We start from the raw sequence: 23,726 nt of genomic DNA on the forward strand, positions 1-23,726 counted from the left end.
TTGGGGGAGGGTTCAATGGCAGATTGGGATAAAGCAATAGATCTGGGCAATTACGGCCAGTTCAATCGCAATTGGGGCGGGATGCACATCAACCCCGCTGTCTTCTTGCCCACGGCGTTCATTTCCTTCGCGGTCATATTATTCAGCCTGATAGCGCCCAAAGCGTCGACGGACCTGTTCGCCGCTTTGCGCAGTGGTGCCGTTTCCCATTTCGACTGGTTCTTCATGACGTCGGGGAACCTGCTTTTGCTGTTTTGTGTTGTTGTGGCGGTGTCGCCGCTGGGTAAAATCCGCTTAGGCGGCAAAGGCGCCACGCCCGATTATTCGCGGCTGTCTTGGTTTGCGATGTTGTTTGGCGCTGGCATGGGCATCGGCCTTGTCTTTTATGGCGTTGGCGAACCGGTAACCCATTTCACCTCGGCCATGGCCGGCGGCCCTGCCGCGCCATTGGGAGGCGCCGTGGGTGATGCTGCTGCTGCACGCAGCATCGCAATGGCGGCGACTATCTTTGACTGGGCGCTGCACCCTTGGGCGATTTTCGCCGTAACTGGCCTGGCGCTCGCTTTATTCAACTTTAACTTCAACATGCCGCTCTCCATGCGGTCTGCATTCTACCCCTTGTTCGGCAAGGCTGTTTGGGGCCGCACAGGCGATGTTTTGGAGGTCTTGGCAGTCCTCGCTACAATCTTTGGGCTGGCGACGTCTCTTGGCCTTGGCGCGCAACAAGCAATGGCAGGGATTGCCTATCTATATGACGTGACCAGCTCGTCTCTGACGATATTGGCGCTGATCCTCGTGATGGCGGGCGTCACCTTTCTGTCGATCCGGGGCGGCATTGATCGTGGCATCCGGATTTTGAGCGAAGTGAACATGTGGGTCGCCTTTGCGTTGTTGATCTTTGTTTTGACCACGGGCTCCACGCTGCAACTGCTTAGCGACCTTGCCAGCAATATTTACAACTATCTCAAACTGCTCCCGGCCTTATCCAACCCCGTTGGGCGCACGGACACGGGTTTTTACAACGATTGGTCGGTCTATTATTGGGCATGGTGGATGAGCTGGGCCCCCTTTGTCGGCATGTTTATGGCGCGTATTTCATTGGGCCGCACGGTGCGTGAATTTATTGCCGGGGCTATGATTTCGCCAAGCTTGCTTGGCATATTGTGGCTGACTATTTTTGGTGATGCCAGCATCGCGCAGATCGTTGCTGGCAATGGTGCGGACTTGGCTAAAGCATCGCTCGACACGCAATTATTTGTGCTGCTGGGTGCGTTACCTTGGGCGCAGCTCACGTCCTTTGTGGCGATTGCTCTCATCCTAATCTTTTTCGTGACAGGTTGGGATTCGGGTACTTTGGTCATCGATACGATGACAGCGGGTGGACGCACCGATACGCTGCTGCGGCAAAAGACAATTTGGTTAGTCGCGGTTGGCGGTATCGGCGTCCTTCTCCTCCTCAATGGCGGTCTGACCTCGCTGCAGGCAGGGGCCATCGCAACGGGATTGCCCTTGGCCTTCATCTTGCTAGGCATGTGCGTTGGCACATTAAAAGGGTTGCTGGCTTTGCATCGGCGTCCGGTTAGTGCGGATGACCCGGTATAGTGATGCAAGCATGCAACGCTGCTAAAGCATAATCCGTCTATGTCGAAAATGCATGGCATTATTACGTAAAGTCTCGAATAGCCATTAGCGCAGGTAATATTAACCGACGCTATGCCTGAGCGCTTGAAGGGGCTGTTGTATGAAATTGCCACAGGAATTTGATCTGCACGCGTTGGAAGTGTTCATCATGACCGTTGAACTTGGCGGCATGTCGCAATGCGCCGCGCATCTGCAGGTCACGCAATCGGCGGTTTCGCAAACGATTGCTCGGCTGGAAACGGGTATTGGCGCGTCCTTATTTGATCGCACAATGCGCCCATTGGGCTTAACGGCAAGCGGAAAATCGCTGTTTGCGCGCGGTCACAAGCTGATCGCCCATGCCCGCCTTGCCTATGATGAGGTCCGCGAAGGCGCAAACCTGCCGATTTCGAGCGTCACGGTTGCAATGTCTTTCAGCTTGGCCAATGAACTTACCGCGCCCATTCTTCAACATCTGGGGCCGCGGGCAGACCGATGGAACATCCGCTCAGGCATATCGCTGGAGCATCAAGGCGAATTTCTGGCGCGGGACATCGACATGATGGTCACCGGCAGCTTCAGCCTTGAACATCGCGACACGGTGGAACTGCACCCTGTGTTCGAGGAAAGCTTCATCATGGTTTTCCCGAGAGATTTTCGCGAACCATTGGACATAAACGGCGTGCCATCATCCTTGCCGTTCATCCGTTTTTCCCGCCTGACGGGTACAGGGCAGCAAATCGAACGCCAGATTGTCCGGATGAAGTTGAAACTGCCGCAGATGGTCGAAGTGGAATCGTCGCATCAGCAATTGGCATTGGTTGCCGCAGGCATCGGATGGACCATCACAACGCCAGTGTGCTTGGCGGCTGTGCCGGAGCTACTGCCCGAACTGCGCGCCGAACCGATGACGCGTGGGCGCTTTTCCCGCGCGATTCAGGTTGTGGCGCGGATGGATGAACTGGGCGATATTCCGCAGCGCACCGCGGCTTTATGTCAGCAGGTTTTGCAGGAAAAAACCTTCCCGCCGCTGATTGCCGAATATCCATGGATGGCCGAACAATTGTCATGGCCCTCTCCAACGCTCGACGGCGCGGAGATGATGGCATGATCCGCAGCATCTTGCTTGCGGGCCTTGCCCTGCTCGCCCCACCCGTCCACGCAGGCGTACCGAGTATCCCCGGCGTTGACGCGCCGGAACTTGCGACATCGGGCCCAAATAAGGTTGGTTACCGGTCTGTGCTGTTGACTCATCAAAATCAGCCGGATGTCGAAAATGGGGCTTCCGGCGGTACCGAAGTTCCGCTTGTTGATCGCAATTTGCGGGTGGATATCTGGTACCCCGCAACGGTCAAAAATGGCGCAAAGCCCGTTATCTATCGCGGAAGCCTGTGGGCCGAACCACCGTTCCCGCCGGTAAACTTCTCGCAAAAGGGCATGGCTGTGGCCGACGCGAAGGCCGCAGGCGGCAAGCATCCATTGGTGATCATCAGCCATGGCTATAGCAATAATCCCGCCATGATGACGTGGTTGACCGAAAATTTGGCGTCCAAAGGCTATGTCGTTGCGGCGATCCATCACAATGACCCCAACCCTTATGTCGTGTCGCCCAGCACCCGCGCCGCGCCCAATTTCAACCGACCGCGCGACATCGTTTTTGTTGCAGGCGAACTGCGCTCTGCTTTGGGCGAACTTATCGAGGCGGATAATGTGGCGCTGATTGGCTATTCACAAGGCGGCTATGGCGTGCTCACCGCTGGCGGGGCATCGCTGGATCCGGCGGGGCCGAATATGGAACTGGTCGCGGGCGGATCACTTAAGGCATTTGCGCGGGGGCGGGCGCAGGCCGATGCCATGGCGTTAAAAGGCGTGAAGGCCATTGTGGCGCTGGCACCGGCGGGCGGCGCGCCACGCAGCGCATGGGGCGCAGAAGGTCTTGCCGCACTCACCGCGCCTTTGCTGTTAATCCATGGCGATAGCGACGCGACTGTTGACTATAAAACCGGCGGGCTTGCGGTCTTTGGTGGCGCTGTAAACAGTGATCGCACTTTGCTGACCTATAAGCAGGCTGGCCATTCGATTGCCCTTAACCCTGCACCGTCCGAAATGCGCGGGACCGTCTGGGATATCGACTGGTTTGAAGACCCGATCTGGCGGCAGGACCGGATTAACGCCATCAACCTGCATTTCATCACTGCGTTTCTGGCCGTGCATCTGCGAAAAGACGACAGCAAGGCGGCCTATCTGAATGTGGCCGTTGAAAATTCGGATGACGGGCAATGGAATGCGCCTGCCGGAACAGCATGGGGCGCATATAGCCCGGGCGGCGAAGGCGTGACATTATGGAAGGGCTTCCAACGCCGCCATGCACAAGGGATGACCTTGCAGCATCAGGAAGCGGCGAAGTAACGATAGGGTCGCTCCGTCGGGCGTCAAAGAGCCAGACTTTTTTGCGGCAGGGTGGATATGCACAAAGCCCGCCCGCCGCAAAGGAGGCCCCCAAAACCCGCAGAATTGCTTGCAAGTTCACACCCAAATCGCACCATGACCAGTTTGCGCAAAATGGCGTGCGCGCAATAAAATTACCTATAGCATTGCGGCGGGAGAGATGCTTGTCTGAACGGGGAATATTCTAAGCCGCATTTGGCTGTCAAGTTCGGCGATGACTGATCTGACAGTGACGCGACGCCGGGGCGGTACAAAGGATGGGCCACTACAACGAACAATCACCAGAAGCAGACGTTCTGGACACGACCCAATTACGGTCGTTCGCTCCAAAGCCCTTCTCGTGACAGCCTTGCGCCCACAACTAGCCAAATGATTCGTAGGTAAATCGTCCAATAAGCGGACGCGCGCGCAACGCCTTGCTAATAACATGGACTGACCACAATCGACCTTGCGCCAATGCACTGCGTACGGCACTTGCACTTGCACTTGCACTTGCACTTGCACTTGCACGCGACATTGCGCTGCGCCAGAAAGGCGCTAAGAGGAGACCGAGCATTTATACGAAGACCGATTTGGCTGGCTGCACAGCGGCGGAGCGGCAGGCGCGTTGCAAGACAAGACTTTGCTGCTGTGCAACCATAAAGTTGTCGCAACCTGCGCGCGTGTCGCGGCTGCATTCAACACGCTGATAATGCTGCCTGCGGTCGAAAGGATGGTCAAATAATTATGCAGCGGAATATATCTACCGATGTCCTCGTTGTCGGCGGCGGCACTGCTGGGTTTGGCGCTGCCTGCGCGGCGGCTAGTCAAGGCGCCCGAGTCCGGTTGATTGAGGGAACCAGCAAGATCGGTGGAGTTATGTCTTTCTGTCCTGGAATGCCTTGGGGCGGCGGGTTCCCGATAGGCCGGAGCATCGGCGGCATCTTCGACACATTGACAAATATGCTTTGCAACATGCAACCGCCCTTGGCCGAGGTCCGGCCGTCCACGCTCGAGAATTTCGGTGCCGAAGTGATCTACGACCACGAAGCGGCCGTGTTCGCCATGTTCCAGATGCTGGAGGATGCGGGCGTCACTGTTCATCTTAACACTTTCGCGGGATCTCCCGTGTTGGACGGCCAGCGCATCGTGGCGGTAGATTGCTATGACCGGACCGGGCCGCTGACTATCGCGCCAGACATTGTGATCGATTGCTCGGGCGATGGTGACATATCCGCCAAGGCTGGCGTACCCTTCGCACTCGGCGACGAGCGCGGAAACATGATGGGCGTGACATTGTCCTTCTCGATGCTCAATGCGCCTTGGGAACAGGTCTTCGCCAGTGATGATCCCTATTTTACCAAAGAGGCCGCGCGCGGCATTGCCGAGGGCCGGTTGCACCCCGATCTTGCCAAGCTTTACCTGATGCGCGGATTTCACCGGGATACGGTCTTCTGCAACTCCGTCCATATCCGCGGGGTGGACGGAACCGATCCGCAGCAGGTGGCAACGGCAACGCAGGAAGGTCGGCGGCGCTGCCATCAGTTGGCGAAGTTTCTTATCGACTGCGTGCCGGGCTTTGAGCACGCCCGGATAAGCGAACTAGGCCCGACCATCGGGGTGCGCGAAACTCGGAAGCTTGAGGCAGTGCGTCGTATCCTTGCCCGGGAGCTTGTGGCGGCTACCAAGTTTGCGGATGGGATCGTCTGCTGCGACAATCCAATCGACGATGTAATGCGAAGCGACTCCGCCATGACGCATGACTCGATTGTGGCGCAGGGTAGCTATTACACCATTCCCTTCCAGGCGATGGTGCCGCGCGAAATCGAAAATCTGCTGTTCGCCGGGCGGCTGGTCTGCGCCGACCCTGCCGCCTTTGCCTCGGTTCGCGGCATGCCCCAATGCATGGCGATGGGTGAGGCGGCGGGTATCGGGGCGTCGATCGCCCACACACAAAAGCGCGCTGTTCAAGCGCTTGATCCTGCCGAAATTATCGCTGCCCTTACTGCCCGTGGCGTCAGGGGCATAGGCGGTGAGGCTCTGTCCGATTACGCCCCGGCCTTGAAGTCATTTTCGGTCGACAAAAATTGAGAATGATCGATAGAATAGACATTGAGCGCAGATGCTTGGGCAGATTTTTGTTCTGATGCCTATGTGATGCTTGGCACCACATTCCGGCGATACAGACAACAATGTTCCGACGTCGGTAACTGCCGTTCGTTTATCTACTAAACGAAGGGCAACTATTTACGAGATCCGACAAACCAAACCTACCCTACCAAACTCTCCGCGGCTTGCTCCCAAAAGTGCAGCAGGCCCTGACTGAAGCTTAAGGGCACATAGGCGACGCAGGTGGTTTCATCGACCACGTGCAGGCGGACGTTGACATGGTCGATGATTGTCGCTGCGCTGCATCCTGCGGCGAAAGTTGGGCTTTCGGCGTCGAATACGCCGCCTTCCATCAGGAGCGTGCGCCAGCCTCTGCCTGACAGGCGGAGGCGGACGATGCCGCCGCCGATGGCCGTTACCGCGCCGCCGTCGGATAATATGCCGGATAGTGCCGACGTATCGCCCTCGACCAGCCAGACCGTGGGTTCAAAACGGATCAGGCGTAGCGCATCGTTGCCGCCTGACCGTCCGGTCGCGGGTAGTGCAAAGCCCATCGCAGCTTTGAAGCGTTTGGCGACAGAAGCTGCGTTGCTCCAGATTTCAAGCACATGCAGCGGGGCGGCGGGCAGGGTGGAGATTGTCAGTTCAGTCACGATAACGCTCCCCTGCGGCATCATAGAAATGCGGGGCCACAACGCGCACCCGCGCCTGTTGCCCGCGTGTGGGGGACGAGGCGATGAGAATTTCGCCATGTCGCGAAAAGCCGTCGGTCAATTGACCCAGCGCAACAGACCCGCCCGCGATGATGCGGAAAGCCGCCGCGCTGACATGGCCCTGCGGTGATGCGCCTTCGCTGGGGATCAGCATCGCGCCTTCGGGAATGTCGCCTGCAATCGCCTCCAAACCGACCAATTGCCGCCGTCCGGCTTCGGACAAGGCGGGGCGGGCAAGGCCCGATGCGCCAATATATCCACCCGCCTTGTTAAGCATTTTGTCGAGCGCCAGATCATGGGGCGTCATGCGCCCATCGACTTCGCCGCCGACGACCAAATGCCCCTTTTCAATGCGCAGAAACTCCATCGCCTCCAGCCCGTATAACGCGCCGCCTGCTTCGTTCACTTGCGCCTCGCAGGCGGCCCAGACGGCTTCTGCTTGGCTGGCATCGACATAGATTTCAAAGGCGCGTTCGCCGCTATAGCTGGCGGCCAAGATGATGACCGGAACGCCCGCGATTGCCGCCGGAACGGTCGACATGTGGCGCGGTGGTTCTTCACCGATTAACGTGGCGAGCACCGCTTTTGCCTGTGGCCCGGCGACGGCAATACCAGCATAATGTTCCTGCACATTGACGGCAGATACGCGCAAATGCGGACACAGAAATTGGCGGACATAAGAGATATGCGTCGCCATGCGGTCCGCGCCGCCGGTGGAGCTGGTGAGCAGATAGCGGTTCTTGTCCAGCCGCCACACGGTGCCGTCATCAAAGACAAAGCCGTCCTCACGCAGCATGAAGGTGTAGCGTCCGCGCCCGACGGCCAGCTTGTTGACGGTCGTGGCGCAGATGATCTCCAGAAATGCCGCCGCATCGGGGCCGCTGACTTCAAATTTGGCGAGCGTAGATACGTCGGTCATGCCAACATTGTTGCGCACGGCCTTTGCCTCTCGCAGCGCGGCTTGCGCCAATGTCTCGCCGCCGGTTGGATACGCGCGCGGGCGGAACCAATAACCCAATGGCTGCCAGATCGGGTTTTTTGCCGCATGCAGATCATATAAGGCCAGGCGACGGACATGCGCGCCCGCATCTTTCGCGCTTGCGCCTGCGATCAAGCCCATAGTGACGGGCGTATAAGGCGGACGGAATGTGGTCAAACCGGCTTCGGGAATGGCGACGCCCTGCTTTTCGGCCAAGCGCCCCAAAGCGGCCATATTGCTCAGCTTGCCCTGATCAGTGGCCATGCCCAAAGTGGTGTAGCGCTTGAGATGCTCGACCGAACGATAGCCCTCGGCCCACGCCAAATCGACATCCGCCAGCGTCACATCATTTTGAAAATCGATGAAGCTTTTCTTGGGGCTGGAAACGGGCACCATTTGGAATATCGCTTGCGGCTCTGCGGCCCCGCCGATGGTCGTCACATTCTGACGCGAACTGGCGGGGATGAAGGCTTGCGCATCCTCATTCCAGTCAAGCGTCCCGCCCGCTTGCATGTGCAGGTGCACGACAGGGGTAAATCCGCCGGACACGGCCAGCAGATCAGCATCCCAGTCCATCGCCTTACCATCGACCAGCGCGCTTACGCTTTTCAGGCAATGCCGTGCGCCTTTGGTCGAAAGCGGAACGGCGTCATTATAGACGCGATGCCCGCTGTTTGCACCGGCAGGGGCTGGCCGTGCGTCGAGGATAGCAACAATGTGCGCGCCTGCGTCTTTTAGCGCCTGCGCGCTTTTATAAGCATCGTCATTGTTGGTGGCGATCACGACGCGCTTGCCGGGAACGACGCCGAAGCGGTGGACATATGTCCGCACAGCTTGTGACAGCATGACACCGGGGCGGTCATTATGGGCAAAGGCCATGGGCCGCTCAATGCTTCCGGTGGCGAGAATGACTTGGCCAGCGCGGACATGCCATAAACGTTGCGCAACGCCCTGCGCGGGAATTTGCCCCGGCTCCGATATGCGCTGGGTTAAGGTAACAAGATCATGTTCCCAATAGCCAGAGGCCGTGGTGCGCGTGAGGATGACGCCCCCTGCGGCGCGGATGCGTTCGGCGGTCGCGTTGATCCAATCTGCATCCTGTTCTTGGCGATCACGCAGCAAGGACGGGGCGAGGATATTGTCTTGTTCGACCAAGATGACGCGCTTGCCGCTTTCGGCAGCGTCGAGCGCCGCCTGCATACCTGCGGGGCCAGCGCCGACGACCAAGACATCACAAAAGGCGGCACGCTGGCTGAAACGGTCGGGGTCCGCCAGGGTGGGTGCATTGCCAAGGCCAGCTGCTTTGCGGATGAAATATTCGTAGAACATCCATTTTTTGGCCGAACCAAAAAAGGTCTTATAATAAAATCCGGCTGACAAAGCTGGCGCAGCAAGGCCCAAAACCGCCCCGACATCGAACGACAAATTTGGCCAGCGGTTCTGGCTTTTGGCGACAAGGCCTTCATAGACGAACACATCGGTGGCGCGCGTGTTGGGCTCGGCCCTGCCGCCTTCGCCGACGGTGACGAGCGCATTTGGCTCTTCAACGCCTGCGGTCATGATGCCGCGGGGGCGGTGATATTTGAAACTGCGGCCGACAAGGCCAATGCCGTTGCGCAACAATGCTGCCGCCAGCGTGTCGCCTGCCTGCGCGGTATAGGTTGTACCATCAAAGCGGAAGGTGGTCATGGCAACGCCTCCGGCCCGATAGCGCGGCACTCGGAAATTTCATTCGTGACGCGGTGGCGCGTCAAAACCATCCATGCCCGGCAGCCATAAGTATGCCGCCAGATTTCCTCATCCACGCCGCGCGGATTATTGCGGGTGAAGAGCTTGGTCATGGCCTCTTGTGATGGCGCATCCAGCGGCACGACGGAATCGACCGTGCGCTCATAAATGAATTCTGATTGCGCCCGTGGGCCGCAATGGGGGCATGGAATGCGCATCATTAGCGGCTATTCGGCATCGGGCCGCTCCCCGTTTCATCAATGGTTGCGCCGCGTTCAAAGCGGTCGAGTGAGAAAGGCGCGTTCAGCGCATGCGGCTTTCCAGTGGCAAGCGTATGGGCGTAGGTCCAACCGGACGCTGGCGTTGCCTTGAACCCGCCATAGCACCAGCCACCGTTGAGGAAGAGGTTGCGCATCGGCGTTTCACCAATGATGGGCGCGCCATCAAAACTCATATCGGTAACGCCGCTCCACGTCCGCACCATGCGCAGGCGGGACAAAGCGGGCACGAGCGCCAGACCTTGCGCCACCGCGCCTTCCATCACCATCGGGTGGCCGCGCTGGGCATAGCTTGGCCAATTATCCGGGTCGCCGCCAAAGACGACGCCGCCCTTGTCCGATTGGCTGATATAGCAATGCAAGGATTGCGACATGATCACGCTGTTGATCATCGGCTTGACACCTTCGGTCACCATGGCTTGCAGGGTTTGGGATTCAATCGGCAGTTTTAGGCCTGCAAGGCCCGCGACATGGCCGCTATTGCCTGCAACGCAAATGCCGACGCGCCCCGCGCCAATACGTCCGCGCGTGGTCTCCACGCCCACTACGCCGTCGCCATCACGCACAAAGCCTGTGACTTCGCATTTTTGAATGATATCGACGCCCAGACTGTCCGCGCCCCGCGCATAGCCCCAGGCGACGGCATCATGCCGCGCGGTGCCGCCACGGCGCTGGATCAGGCCACCTTGAATGGGAAAGCGCGCGTCGCGCGACATATCGAGCAAAGGCTCAAGCTTTGCCACCTGATCCCGGCTTAATAGATCAGCATCAATCCCGTCGCAGCGCATGGCGTCGCCGCGTTCCGCCAGCTTGACCATATCGGCGTCGCTATGACCAAGGAACATCGCGCCACGCGGGCTGAACATCACATTGTAATTCAACTCATCGCTCAGGCCGTGCCACAGCTTCAGGCCAAATTCGAAGAGATTATGCAGAGGCTCAAGCCGATAATTGGACCGCACAATCGTCGTATTGCGGCCCGTATTGCCGCCACCAATCCAGCCTTTTTCCAGAACGGCAATATTCTTCAGACCATGCACCTTGGCTAAATAATATGCCGTCGCCAACCCATGACCGCCACCGCCGATTATGATGATATCATAATGCGATTTGGGTTCTGGGTCACGCCATGCTGGTTGCCAGTGGCGCTGCCCGGTAAGAGCGCCGCGCAACAGGCTGAAGGCGGAATATCGGCTCATGCGATGGGCATCCACCCACGCTTTTCACGCCAATCCTTTTCAAGACCGTCAAAGCGCGACAGTTTGAGAAGGTCGATATTGGTAAAGGAACACGCGCCGTCGATCACGAGATCGCGGATCGCATGGCCTGATGCCGGCGACAGGCCAAAGCCGACGCTGGACATAGAGGCGACGACGACATTGTCGGGGCTGGTGAGCCGATCAATGATCGGGCGGCCATCGGGTGAGTTCTCAATCACACCTGCCCAGCTACGGATGACGTTCAGATGCGCGGCCTTAGGCAATAGTTCGGCCAAACGCTTTGCCAGATTGCGCGCCAGCGGCGTCGATGGACGGGCAGCGGGGCCTGTCGCATCCACATCCAGCCATTCATGCGGCCCGCCACCATAAGCAAGGTTGCCGCGCAACGTCTGGCGACCATAAATCTTATGTCCATCGACGCCGCCCAGCGGCATCATGGGGGCAGGCTCTGTAATGATCATTTCCGCGCGTGCAGCAGCGAGCGGGACATCGACGCCCAATTGCGCCATCAACTGCGGGATTTGCGGTCCAGCCGCGACCACAACCGCATCACAGCCATAAGTGGCATTGGCCGTCTTCACCGATGTGACCTTGCCACCAGCGGTTTCAAACCCCGTGACTGGGCTGTGCTGAATGATTGTGCCACCCAGATCTTGCAACGCCCAAGCATAAGCCTGAACCGTGCGTTGCGGGTTGGCATGACCGCCAAATTTATAATGCACGCCGCCAAAGCTGTTGTCGCCCGCCAGCGGAACGGCCTCTTGCACTTGCTTGACGTCAAGCACCTCGACAGGGTGGTTGAGGCGGGTGTGGCGTTCGGCAATAAACCGATATTGGTCCCATTGACGTTCCGTCATCGCAATCAGGATGCGGCCTTTTTGATGTTCCGTCGGATAACCGAGTAGCTCATCCATTTGCGGCCAAAGCCTTTGTTCTTCATCGAACAAGGGGCTGGAATAATGTGACGCGCCGCCGCCATTGCGTCCAGACGCTTCCCAGCCGACGATGAACTTTTCGAGCACGGTGACCTTCACACCCGAACGCGCCAGCCACCAGCCTGCGCTGAGACCAGTGACGCCACCGCCGACTATGACTACTTCAGAGCCGCTCATGTATACATCCCCGTGTAGAGCATCTCGCGATGCGCATCCTGATATTCTGTGCCAATATCTTCGACCGGCACCCATTGGGTTGGAATGCCGAACCAGACATCCCAGGCCGCATCCATGGCCGCAGGCTCATCCCATTCTGCCAAAATCTTCAGCGGCAGGGGACGCACGGGGGCGCGATGCGTTGCGAGCGGAATAGTGCCAAATGGCTTATTCGATTCAATGGCCAGCATCATCGCCACCTGATCGCGACAGCGACGGCCCTGACACACACCCATGCCAGAGCGCGTCAGCCGCTTGATCTGATCCGGATTGGCCGGGCCATCGTTGAGCAGCGTGTCGAGCGAGCGGGCCTGAAGCGTCGCGGGGCGCGGCAAATAGTTGGGCGGCTGAATACCGATCAGGTCCGCCAGTGTTACGTCTTCACATTGGCAGATGATTGTATCGGGCGCGTTGACGCGCAGCGCCGCACGCACCCAATCCATCCGATAGGCGACATGGTCAAAACCCGTGTCGGGCAAGCCAGCGCACAGACCCACAGCCGTTACATTTGGTTCTCCCGCCGGAATATATCCACCGCGCGCCGCGTTCAGCGCCCTTGGGCCATGCATGGCATCAACCAGCTCAATTGAGGGGATAAGGCCAATGGCGACGCAAACGGTGTCGCACGCAATCTGTGTGCCGTCGGTCAAGGTGATGGATTCAATCCCATCCAGCCCGCCTTTGCTTGCCGCGATGCTTTGCCCATAAAATATGGCAATGCCCGCCGACGTAATTTTTTCGAGGAGCGCAGCATCGCCTTGCGGGGTATCGCGCACCTCCACCAGAGCGGCGACATCCAACCCATGCTCCAGCGCCAAAAGCGCAGTTTCGAGCGCGAGGTCATGCGACCCCAAAACGACAATCCGCCGTCCAGAAAAGGCGCCATAACGCGACAACAACATCTGCAAGGCGGCGGCTCCCATCACACCGGGCTGGTTCCAGCCGGGAAAGGCAATGGCCAAGTCGCGGGCGCCCGTGGCGAGCACAATCCGGTCAAAGCCGACCAACCAAGACCGTTCCGCATCGGCAAGACCAACAACTTGCTCTGGCAAGCTCTGCACGCCGGGCCCGTTGCGATATACGCCCCAGGCGGTGGTACCGAGCAGCAGTTCAACGCCCGCTTCCATCGCCTTTTCAAGATCCGGCATGCTCATGAAAATCGCTTCGAGCATTCGGTCTGCATTCTGCGTCGCGGCCGTCATGCGGCCACCGAAATAGAGCGGCGTATCATTGCCCATCAGCCCGCCAGACACGGGATTTTCATCCACCAGAAGCACAGATGCGCCGCTGGCCGCGCCTTCGATAGCCGCGGCAATGCCGCTTGGTCCGGCGCCAATGACAACAAGGTCATATTTTGCTTCGGGCGCGCTTCGTGTGCCATTAACGGCGCACACATCGGTTCCGGTAAAGTTCAGATCCATCAAACTGCTTCCAATGCCTGTTTCAAATCGCCGATCAAATCGTCAACATGTTCCAACCCGACCGATAGCCGCATCGTGCCATCGGTTATCCCGCCTTCCAATCGCTTTTCCTGTGCGACTGCATAATGCGTTGTGCTCGCCGAATGGCAGATCAATGTTTCTGACCCGCCAAGGCTGACCGCCAATTTCATCAGTTTGAGTTGATCCAACATCCGGAACGCCTCTGCCTCACCGCCATGCAGGTGGAAGGAGAAGGTTGATCCGGCGGCGTTGCACTGCCGATCATATACCGCGCGGGCGCGGCTGCCTTCTTCAAGGAAGCCGAGATAAGTCACGTCCGCGACCTTAGGATGACTGCGCAAAAACTTTGCGACGCCGCGCGCATTTTCCATCGCGCGTTCGGTGCGCACGGCTACCGATTCAAGTGAACGCAGGACCAGCCACGCGGTATAGGGGTCAAGATGATTGCCCCAAGTCGTGCGTTGCATACGCAAATGTTCAACCAACTCTTTACGACCTGTAATCCCGCCAGCCAGTAAGTCACTATGTCCACCGCAATATTTGGTGAGCGACGTCATGCATAGGTCAACCCCATGCGCAATGGGCCGTTGCGCAAATGGACCCAGCAAAGTGTTGTCAACGACCACAAGCGGGCGGTGCCCCTGCTGCTCCCCAATCTCGTCGGCAATCCGCACCATCAGGTCAAGGTCAACCAAGGCTGCGGTCGGGTTTGCGGGCGTTTCTGCGATAATAAGCTTGAGCGGGCCCTTGGCCATTGCTGCTTGCGCCGCTGCGCGCACATCGACCTCGTCCGTACCATCAAGATATGCGGCGGCATGCGACCCGAATTGCGGCATGATGCCATTGTAAAGCATGTCGACCCCGCCATAGATAGGGCGGCCGTGCAATATGCTGTCGCCGGGGCGGACATACGCAAGCGCGATGCTCGAGTGCGCGGCCATGCCGCTGGAATAAGCAACCGCCTCTTCTGCACCGTCAATGGCGGCCAGACGCTTTTCCAGAAAATCCAATCCGGGATGGCCAAGCCGGGAATAAATATGGTTGGTTTCGCCGACCAATGGCCCCGTGCCGTCAAAATACGCCTCATGGACATTTTTGGCATGCTGCGCTGTGGGATAGACAAAGGTAGATGTCATGAAAATCGGTGGCTTCACCGATCCCATGCCCATTTCAGGGTCATAGCCATAAGCGACCGCGAGCGTTTCGGGACGCAACCCCTTGATGTTATCCTTTGCCATGAGTCGCAATATACTCACGGGCCTTGTCGCAATAATAGTCGGTAAAACGCAGCGCGAGCATTTCAGCTTCTTGCGAATAAGGGCCGGGTGTGTAGCCAAGGCTGTTGACGCCAATTTGATTGTTTTCGGCCAGCGCCTTGTCTTCCAAATTGGTCATAGTCCACAATGCAATCAGCTTTTCGACATCATAATCGACGCCTTCTACGGCATCCTTATGCACATACCATTTGCCCGTCACATGGGTTTCATTGGGGCCAACGGGCATGGCGCTGAACATGAAAGCATGGTCCGCCGTGCAATGAACAAAGCAATGCGGATCAACCGCCCAGCGCATCGAACCGATATCGCCGTCATTGGCCTCGCACATCAACTTTTTGGACAAATGCTGGCCATCACTCGATATCGAAACACAGCCTTCGTTCAATGCAAAACGGGCGATTTGCCAGTAATGCCCTTCAACAGGGGTTTGTGGCAGGCCGAGCGCGTCCATTTGGGTTTCAAACGCGATGACGCGGGCATCATGGCCACTGTCAAAATGCTTCGACATGCCCACCGGGAATGTCTTCGACAATTCGGGATGACCAGTACTGCAATGATAGCATTCCCGGCCATTTTCCATCACCAGTTTCCAATTGGCATTTTCGACCAGAACGCTTTCATACGCTAGCTTTGCATCTTTCAGATTATGCGGCGCGGCATATTCGGTCAGTTTTGCACGGAAGTCGTCAATTGGCGGCGGCCTATCCGACAAGCAGATAAAAATCGTTCCCGATATGCATTCAATGGCAATCGGCTTTAGGCCATGTTCGCTTTTGTCAAAATCGCTCTCCATCCGGCCTGCCGCGAACAGGGAGCCGTCGAGATCATAGGTCCAACGATGATACGGGCAAACCAGCTTTGGCGTTGTGCCAGTGCCCGGCGCGCAAATCATGGAGCCACGGTGGCGGCAGCTATTATGAAACGCACGGATCGTGCCTTCTTTATCGCGCGTGATAACCACAGGCCATTTGCCGACCATCATCGAGACATAGCTGCCCGCTTTTGGCAGCTCGCATTCCATGCCAGCCATCAACCAGCTTTGGCCAAAAATCGCGGCCATATCAAAATCAAAGCTTTCAGCCTCGATGTACAAAGCCTGCGGTAACGTATGCCCTTCGCGACGCTGTTCAAAAAGCGTGCTTATCCGCTTCAAATCCATGACTTGACCTTTATGCAAAACCCTCAGCGTTTCGAATGGGCCAGATATGGAAGCGAATAAAATCGCATTTTCGCATAGCCCTATGTCAAAATGTCGGGCAATAACGCGGGCGTCCAATTGCCCGCATTTGAAAGGTCGATATCATATCCAATCGTAGCACCATTAACCGTCGCTGGTTGCCGTTAAATGCCCTGCGCGCATTTGAAGCGGTAGGACAGAATTTAAGCTTCACCGGCGGTGCGTCGGCGCTTTCGGTGTCGCAAAGTGCCATGAGCCGTCATGTTGGCGGACTTGAGGAACTATTGGGCAAGCAATTGTTGGTACGCGACGCGTCGCGGCTTTCGCTTACGGCGGCAGGCGAAGAATTGTTGCCGGTGGTGAGCAAATGCCTCGACCGACTGGAGCAAACGATGAACTCCATTCGCGATGATGATGTGACTGGCCGTTCGCTGCGACTGCATGTGCCGCCCTCGCTGCTGCAACAATTGTTCCTGCCGATGCTGCGTGATTTTCACGTTGAACATCCCGATCTGCGCCTCGATGTCTCGAGTGCGCATGTGACGGGGCTGCCCGCAACCGATTTCGACATGGCGATTGTGTATGACCGGCCCAATGTTGATGACCGGATTACCGATCTTCTCTGGATGGTGCGCGTCGCGCCTTTATGTTCGCCGGCAACAGCGGCCAGCGGTCAGGGCAAGTCACTGGAGGATTTTTTGAAAAGTGCAGAGCTTTTGCATCTGAAACTGGATGGCGAGCCGCGCGACCTTTTATGGACGGCCTATCTCCGGCAAAGTCAGTTGGCTGTTGCGACGCATGGTGGTCTTGCCTTTGATACCACGATTGCCGTTGCGCAATATGCTATGGCGGCCGACGGCGTCTTTTTGGGCGATATTGATATGTTCGCGCAGGAAATTGCCGATGGGCGGCTTGTGATGCCTTATGACGCCGTGATTGAAGACGGCTATGGCTATTATTTGAAACTGCACGCCGATGATTTGGCTGACCCCGCCATTTCGATGCTCCGAAGCTGGTTGATCAGCCGTTTTGGGGCATTGCGGCAAGCGCCGAATCCGCGCGCGCCAGACTGATCAAGCGCAGGCCAGCTTTTTGCGCGATATGAATCGCCAAGTCGGTCGCAGCGGAAATCGTCACGAGCATGGGACAGTTTGCAAGGATCGTCTTTTGCACCAGTTCAAGGCTGCACCGCGCGGTCAGGATGATGAAGCCAGCCGAGATATCGATGCCCGCACGGGCCAGTGCCCCAATTAACTTGTCGAGCGCATTATGACGACCAACATCCTCGCGCGTCATTAGGATAGCGCCGTCGGGCGCGCAAAATGCCGCCGCATGTGCAGCACCCGTATCGGCATTCAATGTCTGATGCGACCGCAATGCAGATAGCGCCAAAAAAATCGCCGCATCGGCGACCGCAATCTGCGCCGTTACCGGCGGCAAAGGGCGCATGACTTCTTCGAGATTGTCCATGCCACACAGGCCGCAGCTGCTTTCCGAGACACGCTGACGGGCGCGGGCAACGACTTTCTCGGCGTTTTTCTGGGGTAGCTGAATACGCAATATCCAGCCCAATTCTGACTGATGGACGTCAAGGGCCAGAATATCGTCTGGGCGCTCAATCAACCCTTCCGACAGGCTGAAACCCACGGCATAGTCGGCAAGATCAATCGGCGTCGCCATCATCACGGCATAGCCGATGCCATTATATTCAATCGCGATGGGCGCTTCGGAGATGACGGCCCGGACTATAGCTTCGGGGGAACCATGATCGGGTTTAAGCACCGCAAAGCGTATAGGTTTTGCGCCTTGTTCAACCGCCATTTTGCGCGTCGGCCAGCAAGCTTATGGCGGCCGCAGCAATTGGCGACAGGCCATCTGTCCCATGGGCAAAAATCATCTTTTTCATCCGCGGGTCCCAGAATGTCTGGATATGGTCTGCGACCGCCGCAGCGGGCGCAGCGTCGGTTGCCAGATTGGTCGCAATCTGGTTCGCCATGTGGATGAGGCGCTCCACACTGTTCATTCGGAGGCAATCCCCGTTTCCACGCGGCGGGAGCGGGCCGACAAGGCTTCATATTCTTCCTGCCACTCGGTTGGTCCGTTGGAGGCGCTGATTTGAACTGCCGTGACCTTATATTCGGGGCAATTGGTTGCCCAGTCGCTATAGTCGGTGGTGACAACATTGGCCTGCGTTACCGCATGGTGGAATGTGGTATAGACAACGCCTGGGGCCACGCGGTCGGTCACATCGGCGCGCAACGTGGTTTCACCCGCGCGGCTCGCCAGCTTCACCCAATCCCCAGATTTAACGCCGCGATCTTCGGCATCAACGGGGTGGATTTCGAGCAGATCCTCGGGATGCCAAGCGACATTCTCGGTCCGCCGTGTTTGCGCACCGACATTATATTGCGACAATATCCGCCCCGTGGTCAGTAATAACGGGAAACGCGGGCCGGTTTTCTCATCTGTTGGCACATAATCGGTTACAACAAATTTGCCCTTGCCGCGCACAAAGCCATCAATGTGCATGATGGGTGATCCGTCCGGCGCGTCTTCTGTCACTGGCCATTGCAGCGAGCCCACCTCATCCAACCGTGCGAAGGATACGCCCGCAAAAGTTGGCGTCAGTCGCGCGATTTCGTCCATGATTTCCGACGGGTGGCTATAGTTCCAATCCAGCCCCATTGCTTGTGCCAGCTTTTGCGTGACTTCCCAATCCTCTAGGCCGTTCATGGGGGTCATCACCTTGCGCACGGGTTGAATGCGGCGTTCGGCATTGGTGAAGGTGCCGTTCTTTTCCAAGAAGGTCGACCCCGGTAGAAAGATATGCGCGTAATTTGCGGTTTCATTGAGGAAAAGATCATGGACAATGACACATTCCATCGCCGCCAATCCTGCGGACACATGGGCGGTGTTCGGGTCGGACTGGAGGATATCCTCACCTTGGCAATATAGCGCCTTGAACACGCCATCGACTGCCGCGTCGAGCATGTTGGGAATGCGCAGGCCGGGTTCCGGATCCAACGTCACGCCCCAGTCATTTTCGAACAAGGACCGCGCGTTGCTGTCGCTAATGTGGCGATAGCCGGCAAGCTCGTGCGGGAAGCTGCCCATATCGCACGCGCCTTGGACGTTGTTCTGGCCACGAAGCGGGTTTACGCCAACGCCCCTGCGACCAATATTGCCCGTTGCCATTGCCAAATTGGCGATTGCCATAACGGTTGAGCTGCCTTGCGAATGTTCGGTGACGCCCAAGCCATAATAGATCGCGCCATTGCCGCCTGTGGCATAAAGCCGCGCCGCTGCACGCAGCTCGTCTGCATCGACCAATGTTACGGGTTGCAGATTTTCGGGGCTGTTACGGGCTTGCGAAACAAATTCGGCCCAATGGCTATATTCGTCCCAATCGCACCGTTCGCGGACGAAGGCTTCATCGGCTAGGCCCTCGGTCACAATCACATGCGCCATCGCGGTCAGTACGGCGACATTGGTGCCGGGGCGTAAGGGCAGATGATGCTGCGCCTCAATATGCGGCGAACGGACAATATCGGTGCGGCGTGGATCGATAACGATCAACTTCGCCCCGGGGCGGCCGTCTTGTCCACGCAAACGGCGCTTCATCCGGCTGGCGAAAACGGGGTGACCGTCGGTGGGATTTGCACCAATGATCAAGATGACATCGCTGTCTTCGACGCTATCAAAATCCTGCGTTCCGGCGCTTGTGCCAAAGGTAGTTTTGAGGCCATATCCGGTCGGCGAATGGCATACGCGCGCGCAGGTATCGACATTATTGTTGCCGAAGCCAGCACGCACAAGTTTTTGCACAAGGAAGGTTTCTTCATTGGTGCAACGGCTTGACGTGATGCCGCCAAGGGCATTGCGACCATATGTATCGCTAATCCGCTTCAATTCGGATGCGGTATAGGCAAAGGCCTCGTCCCATTCGACCTCGCGCCACGGGTCACTGATCGACTTGCGGATCATAGGCTTCAGGATGCGTTCCTGATGCTGGGCATAGCCCCAGGCAAAGCGGCCCTTGACGCAGCTATGGCCGCGATTGGCTTTGCCGTCTTTATACGGAACCATGCGGACCAATTGCTCGCCGCGCATTTCGGCACGGAAGGTGCAGCCGACGCCGCAATAAGCGCAGGTCGTAACAACACTACGTTCGGGTGTGCCGACCTCGACAACTTTTTTCTCGACTAACGTCGCCGTGGGGCAGGCTTGCACACAGGCACCACATGAAACGCATTCCGAACCCATGAAATTGTCGCTGGCAAATCCTGCGGATATCTTGGAGTCCCAACCCCTGCCTTCCATGGTGAGCGCAAGCGTGCCTTGCACTTCATCGCAGGCGCGGATGCAGCGGGAGCAGGCGATGCACTTACTGGGATCAAAATCGAAATAAGGGTTGGAGTGATCTTTTTCTTGCCCCAGATGTGTCTCCTGCACATCATAACGCACATCGCGTAAGCCAACGGCCCCTGCCTGATCCTGCAATTCGCAATCGCCATTGGCGGCGCATGTCAGGCAATCGAGCGGATGGTCGGAAATATATAGCTCCATCACGCCCTTGCGCAATTTCGCCAGTTGCGGGGTTTGCGTGCGCACAACCATGCCCGGTTCAACAGGCGTTGTGCAGCTGGCGGGCGTGCCCCTGCGGCCGTCAATTTCGACAAGACATAAGCGGCATGAGCCATAGCTTTTGACGCTGTCCGTTGCGCATAATTTGGGAATTGCGGTGCCTTGTTCGGCGGCTGCGCGCATGACGCTGGTGCCAGCAGGGACAGTGACATTGCGGCCGTCAATGGTCAGCGACACCGCCTCGTCCGAGCGACTTTCCGGCGTTCCGAAATCTTTTTGCGGCTGGTATGTCATGTCTCTACCTACCTTATACTTATTTGCGATTGTTGCGCAGCATATTGCGCAAGTTCCAAAGGCGTGTTCAAATTGTGAAAAGCAGATGAAGATGCGACGGCCTGCGCCCCACTAAATGTGATCCAGCGTCGCATCGAAAGATCGTCTTGATGTCGCAAATGCCTGTCAAGAAGAGGCGCAAGCGCAACGGGCCACACGCCGAACAGATAATGCCCGCCGATATAGACGGCATGTTCATCGGCCATATTGCGCGGCAATTCCGGTACAGGGACGACGTCGCAGCCAGCGGTCACTATTTCATCAAAGCCGTTTTGAAGCGCATATTGAAAAGCAGCATTCAGGCCGCCCAATGGCCCCATATCGGCAAAGGGGGTGTCTTCTACCCAATCCATTCCCGGCCATGCGCGCCCGACGACAATGAGCTTATCAACCTGGTCGCGCAGCCCATCGGCCACATGTTCGATCAACGGGCGACCGTTCAATACCGCAGCGGCCTTGTCACTGCCAAAGCGGGTTGCCTTACCTCCGGCAATGATCGCCCCCAGCCTTCTCACCGGAAATCCTCCGGAAAATGCTTGATGGCGCTCATGACCGGATAAGGTGTGAAGCCACCCAAAGCGCAGAGTGACCCAAATTTCATGGTTTCAGACAGATCGGCAAGCAGCGCGAGATTCGCCTCGACATTTTTACCTGCAATAATCTGGTCAATCGTCTCGACGCCGCGTGTGCTGCCCAAGCGGCAAGGCGTACATTTTCCGCAGCTTTCAATGGCGCAAAATTCCATCGCAAAACGCGCCATTTGTGCCATGTCGACGGTGTCGTCGAACACAGTGATGCCGGCATGGCCAACCAGCGCATCGGCAGCTGCAAAGGCTTCATAATCGAGCGGGAGATGAAATTGCGCAGGCGGCAAGTAAGCGCCCAATGGTCCCCCGACTTGCACACAGCGCACCGGACGGCCACTCGCTGTGCCACCGCCAATATCATTGACCAATTCGCCCAGTGTGATGCCAAAGGCGACTTCATAAAGGCCGCCATGCTTTACGTTGCCTGCAATCTGGATGGGCATCGTGCCTTTGGATCGGCCCGCACCATATGCGGCATAAGCGTCACCGCCATGCGTCAATATCCATGGCACAGCGGCAAGCGTCAGCACATTATTAACGATGGTGGGTTTGCCAAACAGGCCTTCCAAAGCGGGCAGTGGCGGCTTGGCCCGTACTTCGCCCCTTTTGCCTTCAAGGCTGTTGAGCAGCGATGTTTCCTCGCCGCACACATATGCACCTGCGCCGACGCGGACTTCGACGACAAATGGCGCAACCAAATGGGCCGAAAGCTTGATAGCAGCTTCCATCTTGGCGATAGCGTGCGGATATTCGGAGCGGATATACACATAGCCCTTGTTTGCCCCGACCGCGAAGCCGGCAATCGCCATGCCTTCAATCAGCATGAAGGGATCGCCCTCCATCACCATGCGGTCGGCAAAAGTCGCGCTATCGCCTTCGTCGGCATTACAGACGATGTATTTTTGGTTACCGTTGGCACGCGCGACGGTTTGCCATTTTATGCCTGCAGGGAAACCCGCGCCGCCGCGACCGCGAAGCCCCGACGCTATAACCGTATCGATGGTCGCTTGGGCACCCATTTCACGCGCTTTTGCTAACCCAAGCCAACCTTCCGTTGCGTAATAATCGTCGAGTGAAAGCGGACGGGTTTTGCCCGCGCGTGCAAAAGTCAGGCGGGTTTGGGTAGCGATAAAGGGGTGATCCGCGATGCGACCCAAGGACGAAGCTTTACCGTTGATTATATCCGCAACCTGATCGGCTGACACCGGACCAAAACCGACGCCATCGATATCCACCAATGGTTCTAGCCATTGCATACCCCAGCTAGAAACGCGCTCGACGGCAACGCCCGCGGCCATGAACGCAGCCGCAACCGCGTCCGCCCCGCACGCGATGGCCACGGCATCGTCAGATATCCGGACGGTCACATGGCTTCCAATAATGTTTTGAACTTAGCACTGTCCAAACGGGCATAGACTGTGTCGCCAACCATTGCAGATGGACCAACCGCGCATAAGCCCAGGCAATAAATCGCCTCCACTTTTATGCGGCTTTGGCTATCGGCGATGGGGACCAAGGTCTCTACGCCGCGTGCTTTGCAGGCTTCGGCCCGGCACAATTTCAAAACGGGCCGGGCTTCGGCTTCTTTACGGAAATCATGATAGAAGCTGACGACGCCATAAACTTCGGCGCGTGTCAGGTTCAGTACGCTGGCAATCTCGCGCATTGCATCCTCGCTGATATAGCCGAACAGCTTTTGCACATCGTGCAAGATGGGCAGGAGCGGACCTTCTCTGCCCTTATGTTCGGCCAAAATGTCAGCGATGGACGCCATTTAGAAAACCACTACGCTGCGGATGCTTGTTCCCGCATGCATTAATTCGAAGGCTTTGTTGATCTCTTCCAGACCCATGACATGGGTGATCATCGGATCAATCTCGATCTTGCCAGTCATATACATGTCGACAATCTTGGGCACATCGGTGCGGCCCTTGGCCCCGCCAAAGGCCGTGCCGCGCCAGTTACGGCCCGTCACCAACTGGAACGGACGCGTCGCGATTTCCTTGCCCGCCTCGGCCACACCAATGATGATGCTGGTGCCCCAACCGCGATGGCAGGCCTCCAACGCGGTGCGCATCACCTCGGTATTACCCGTGGCATC

At 57.5% G+C, this 23,726-nt stretch carries 19 protein-coding genes and 1 pseudogene; 5 read left to right on the forward strand and 15 right to left on the reverse strand.

The features are described 5' to 3' along the window. Positions 1–15 precede the first annotated feature (15 nt). The 4 genes from Q0O07_RS09960 to Q0O07_RS09975 all read left to right on the forward strand — a co-directional run bounded on the left by Q0O07_RS09960 (position 16) and on the right by Q0O07_RS09975 (position 6,138). The gene (locus tag Q0O07_RS09960; protein ID WP_295493123.1) at positions 16–1,602 is read left to right on the forward strand and encodes a BCCT family transporter; all 1,587 of its coding nucleotides are present in this window, start codon (positions 16–18) and stop codon (positions 1,600–1,602) included. Positions 1,603–1,741: 139 nt separating this feature from the next. Continuing rightward, entirely contained in the window at positions 1,742–2,731 is a 990-nt protein-coding gene (locus Q0O07_RS09965; protein ID WP_295493125.1) for a LysR family transcriptional regulator, read from the forward strand. After that, complete coding sequence (locus Q0O07_RS09970; protein WP_295493128.1) at positions 2,728–4,029, forward strand: dienelactone hydrolase; 1,302 nt, start codon at positions 2,728–2,730, stop codon at positions 4,027–4,029. Before Q0O07_RS09965 ends, Q0O07_RS09970 begins: the two co-directional genes overlap by 4 nt. A gap of 765 nt (positions 4,030–4,794) precedes the next feature. Further along, positions 4,795–6,138, forward strand: a complete 1,344-nt coding sequence (locus Q0O07_RS09975) for an FAD-dependent oxidoreductase (RefSeq protein WP_295493130.1) — start codon at positions 4,795–4,797, stop codon at positions 6,136–6,138. A gap of 179 nt (positions 6,139–6,317) precedes the next feature. On the opposite strand, the gene Q0O07_RS09980 is transcribed toward Q0O07_RS09975, so the two are convergent. From Q0O07_RS09980 to Q0O07_RS10015, 8 genes are read right to left on the reverse strand one after another with little or no spacing between them, the layout of a single operon-like run. Next, positions 6,318–6,809, reverse strand: coding sequence for a hypothetical protein (locus Q0O07_RS09980; RefSeq protein WP_295493134.1), 492 nt, complete (start codon positions 6,807–6,809; stop codon positions 6,318–6,320). Next, positions 6,802–9,537, reverse strand: a complete 2,736-nt coding sequence (locus tag Q0O07_RS09985) for a 2Fe-2S iron-sulfur cluster-binding protein (RefSeq protein WP_295493137.1) — start codon at positions 9,535–9,537, stop codon at positions 6,802–6,804. Before Q0O07_RS09985 ends, Q0O07_RS09980 begins: the two co-directional genes overlap by 8 nt. Beyond that, on the reverse strand, positions 9,534–9,797 hold the full coding sequence (locus Q0O07_RS09990; protein ID WP_295493139.1) for a sarcosine oxidase subunit delta: 264 nt from the start codon (positions 9,795–9,797) through the stop codon (positions 9,534–9,536). The genes Q0O07_RS09985 and Q0O07_RS09990 overlap by 4 nt, the downstream gene beginning before the upstream one ends. Next, entirely contained in the window at positions 9,797–11,053 is a 1,257-nt protein-coding gene (locus tag Q0O07_RS09995; RefSeq protein WP_295493142.1) for a sarcosine oxidase subunit beta family protein, read from the reverse strand. Before Q0O07_RS09995 ends, Q0O07_RS09990 begins: the two co-directional genes overlap by 1 nt. Next, positions 11,050–12,186: an FAD-binding oxidoreductase gene (locus Q0O07_RS10000; RefSeq protein WP_295493145.1), complete on the reverse strand. Its 1,137-nt coding sequence runs from the start codon at positions 12,184–12,186 to the stop codon at positions 11,050–11,052. Before Q0O07_RS10000 ends, Q0O07_RS09995 begins: the two co-directional genes overlap by 4 nt. Continuing rightward, the gene (locus Q0O07_RS10005; protein WP_295493148.1) at positions 12,183–13,646 is read right to left on the reverse strand and encodes an NAD(P)/FAD-dependent oxidoreductase; all 1,464 of its coding nucleotides are present in this window, start codon (positions 13,644–13,646) and stop codon (positions 12,183–12,185) included. The genes Q0O07_RS10000 and Q0O07_RS10005 overlap by 4 nt, the downstream gene beginning before the upstream one ends. Further along, entirely contained in the window at positions 13,646–14,923 is a 1,278-nt protein-coding gene (locus Q0O07_RS10010; protein ID WP_295493151.1) for a cystathionine gamma-synthase family protein, read from the reverse strand. Before Q0O07_RS10010 ends, Q0O07_RS10005 begins: the two co-directional genes overlap by 1 nt. Further along, positions 14,892–16,103 carry an aromatic ring-hydroxylating dioxygenase subunit alpha gene (locus tag Q0O07_RS10015; RefSeq protein ID WP_295493154.1) on the reverse strand — a complete coding sequence of 404 codons (1,212 nt, stop codon included), beginning with the start codon at positions 16,101–16,103 and terminating at the stop codon, positions 14,892–14,894. The genes Q0O07_RS10010 and Q0O07_RS10015 overlap by 32 nt, the downstream gene beginning before the upstream one ends. 176 nt (positions 16,104–16,279) lie before the next feature. On the opposite strand from Q0O07_RS10015, the gene Q0O07_RS10020 reads away from it, so the two are divergent. Continuing rightward, complete coding sequence (locus tag Q0O07_RS10020; RefSeq protein WP_295493157.1) at positions 16,280–17,194, forward strand: LysR substrate-binding domain-containing protein; 915 nt, start codon at positions 16,280–16,282, stop codon at positions 17,192–17,194. On the opposite strand, the gene fdhD is transcribed toward Q0O07_RS10020, so the two are convergent. From fdhD to Q0O07_RS10055, 7 genes and pseudogenes are all read right to left on the reverse strand, one after another. Beyond that, on the reverse strand, positions 17,142–17,942 hold the full coding sequence (gene fdhD, locus Q0O07_RS10025) for a formate dehydrogenase accessory sulfurtransferase FdhD (protein ID WP_295493159.1): 801 nt from the start codon (positions 17,940–17,942) through the stop codon (positions 17,142–17,144). The two genes, Q0O07_RS10020 and fdhD, sit on opposite strands and share 53 nt — an antisense overlap. Further along, a complete protein-coding gene (locus Q0O07_RS10030; RefSeq protein WP_295493163.1) occupies positions 17,932–18,144 on the reverse strand; it encodes a formate dehydrogenase subunit delta in 213 nt (70 codons plus the stop codon). Before Q0O07_RS10030 ends, fdhD begins: the two co-directional genes overlap by 11 nt. Beyond that, positions 18,141–20,999 carry a formate dehydrogenase subunit alpha gene (gene fdhF / locus Q0O07_RS10035; protein WP_295493166.1) on the reverse strand — a complete coding sequence of 953 codons (2,859 nt, stop codon included), beginning with the start codon at positions 20,997–20,999 and terminating at the stop codon, positions 18,141–18,143. The genes Q0O07_RS10030 and fdhF overlap by 4 nt, the downstream gene beginning before the upstream one ends. An 8-nt stretch (positions 21,000–21,007) precedes the next feature. Further along, complete coding sequence (locus Q0O07_RS10040) at positions 21,008–21,553, reverse strand: molybdenum cofactor guanylyltransferase (RefSeq protein WP_295493170.1); 546 nt, start codon at positions 21,551–21,553, stop codon at positions 21,008–21,010. Further along, the gene (locus tag Q0O07_RS10045; RefSeq protein WP_295493172.1) at positions 21,550–22,992 is read right to left on the reverse strand and encodes an NADH-ubiquinone oxidoreductase-F iron-sulfur binding region domain-containing protein; all 1,443 of its coding nucleotides are present in this window, start codon (positions 22,990–22,992) and stop codon (positions 21,550–21,552) included. The genes Q0O07_RS10040 and Q0O07_RS10045 overlap by 4 nt, the downstream gene beginning before the upstream one ends. Next, on the reverse strand, positions 22,989–23,399 hold the full coding sequence (locus Q0O07_RS10050; protein WP_295493175.1) for an NAD(P)H-dependent oxidoreductase subunit E: 411 nt from the start codon (positions 23,397–23,399) through the stop codon (positions 22,989–22,991). Before Q0O07_RS10050 ends, Q0O07_RS10045 begins: the two co-directional genes overlap by 4 nt. Then, positions 23,400–23,726, reverse strand: a pseudogene (locus Q0O07_RS10055) (S-(hydroxymethyl)glutathione dehydrogenase); the annotation flags it as partial.

This window comes from Sphingorhabdus sp. EL138, assembly GCF_945890115.1.
GTDB lineage: Bacteria > Pseudomonadota > Alphaproteobacteria > Sphingomonadales > Sphingomonadaceae > Sphingorhabdus_B.

What these genes read in the sequence shown, in the direction of transcription:
- Q0O07_RS09960 (WP_295493123.1), top strand. Translation starts at nt 16, where the DNA reads ATGGCAGATTGGGATAAAGCAATAGATCTGGGCAATTACGGCCAGTTC.
- Q0O07_RS09965 (WP_295493125.1), top strand. Translation starts at nt 1,742, where the DNA reads ATGAAATTGCCACAGGAATTTGATCTGCACGCGTTGGAAGTGTTCATC.
- Q0O07_RS09970 (WP_295493128.1), top strand. Translation starts at nt 2,728, where the DNA reads ATGATCCGCAGCATCTTGCTTGCGGGCCTTGCCCTGCTCGCCCCACCC.
- Q0O07_RS09975 (WP_295493130.1), top strand. Translation starts at nt 4,795, where the DNA reads ATGCAGCGGAATATATCTACCGATGTCCTCGTTGTCGGCGGCGGCACT.
- Q0O07_RS09985 (WP_295493137.1), bottom strand. Translation starts at nt 9,537, where the DNA reads ATGACCACCTTCCGCTTTGATGGTACAACCTATACCGCGCAGGCAGGC.
- Q0O07_RS09990 (WP_295493139.1), bottom strand. Translation starts at nt 9,797, where the DNA reads ATGATGCGCATTCCATGCCCCCATTGCGGCCCACGGGCGCAATCAGAA.
- Q0O07_RS09995 (WP_295493142.1), bottom strand. Translation starts at nt 11,053, where the DNA reads ATGAGCCGATATTCCGCCTTCAGCCTGTTGCGCGGCGCTCTTACCGGG.
- Q0O07_RS10000 (WP_295493145.1), bottom strand. Translation starts at nt 12,186, where the DNA reads ATGAGCGGCTCTGAAGTAGTCATAGTCGGCGGTGGCGTCACTGGTCTC.
- Q0O07_RS10005 (WP_295493148.1), bottom strand. Translation starts at nt 13,646, where the DNA reads ATGGATCTGAACTTTACCGGAACCGATGTGTGCGCCGTTAATGGCACA.
- Q0O07_RS10015 (WP_295493154.1), bottom strand. Translation starts at nt 16,103, where the DNA reads ATGGATTTGAAGCGGATAAGCACGCTTTTTGAACAGCGTCGCGAAGGG.
- fdhD (WP_295493159.1), bottom strand. Translation starts at nt 17,942, where the DNA reads ATGGCGGTTGAACAAGGCGCAAAACCTATACGCTTTGCGGTGCTTAAA.
- Q0O07_RS10030 (WP_295493163.1), bottom strand. Translation starts at nt 18,144, where the DNA reads ATGAACAGTGTGGAGCGCCTCATCCACATGGCGAACCAGATTGCGACC.
- fdhF (WP_295493166.1), bottom strand. Translation starts at nt 20,999, where the DNA reads ATGACATACCAGCCGCAAAAAGATTTCGGAACGCCGGAAAGTCGCTCG.
- Q0O07_RS10050 (WP_295493175.1), bottom strand. Translation starts at nt 23,399, where the DNA reads ATGGCGTCCATCGCTGACATTTTGGCCGAACATAAGGGCAGAGAAGGT.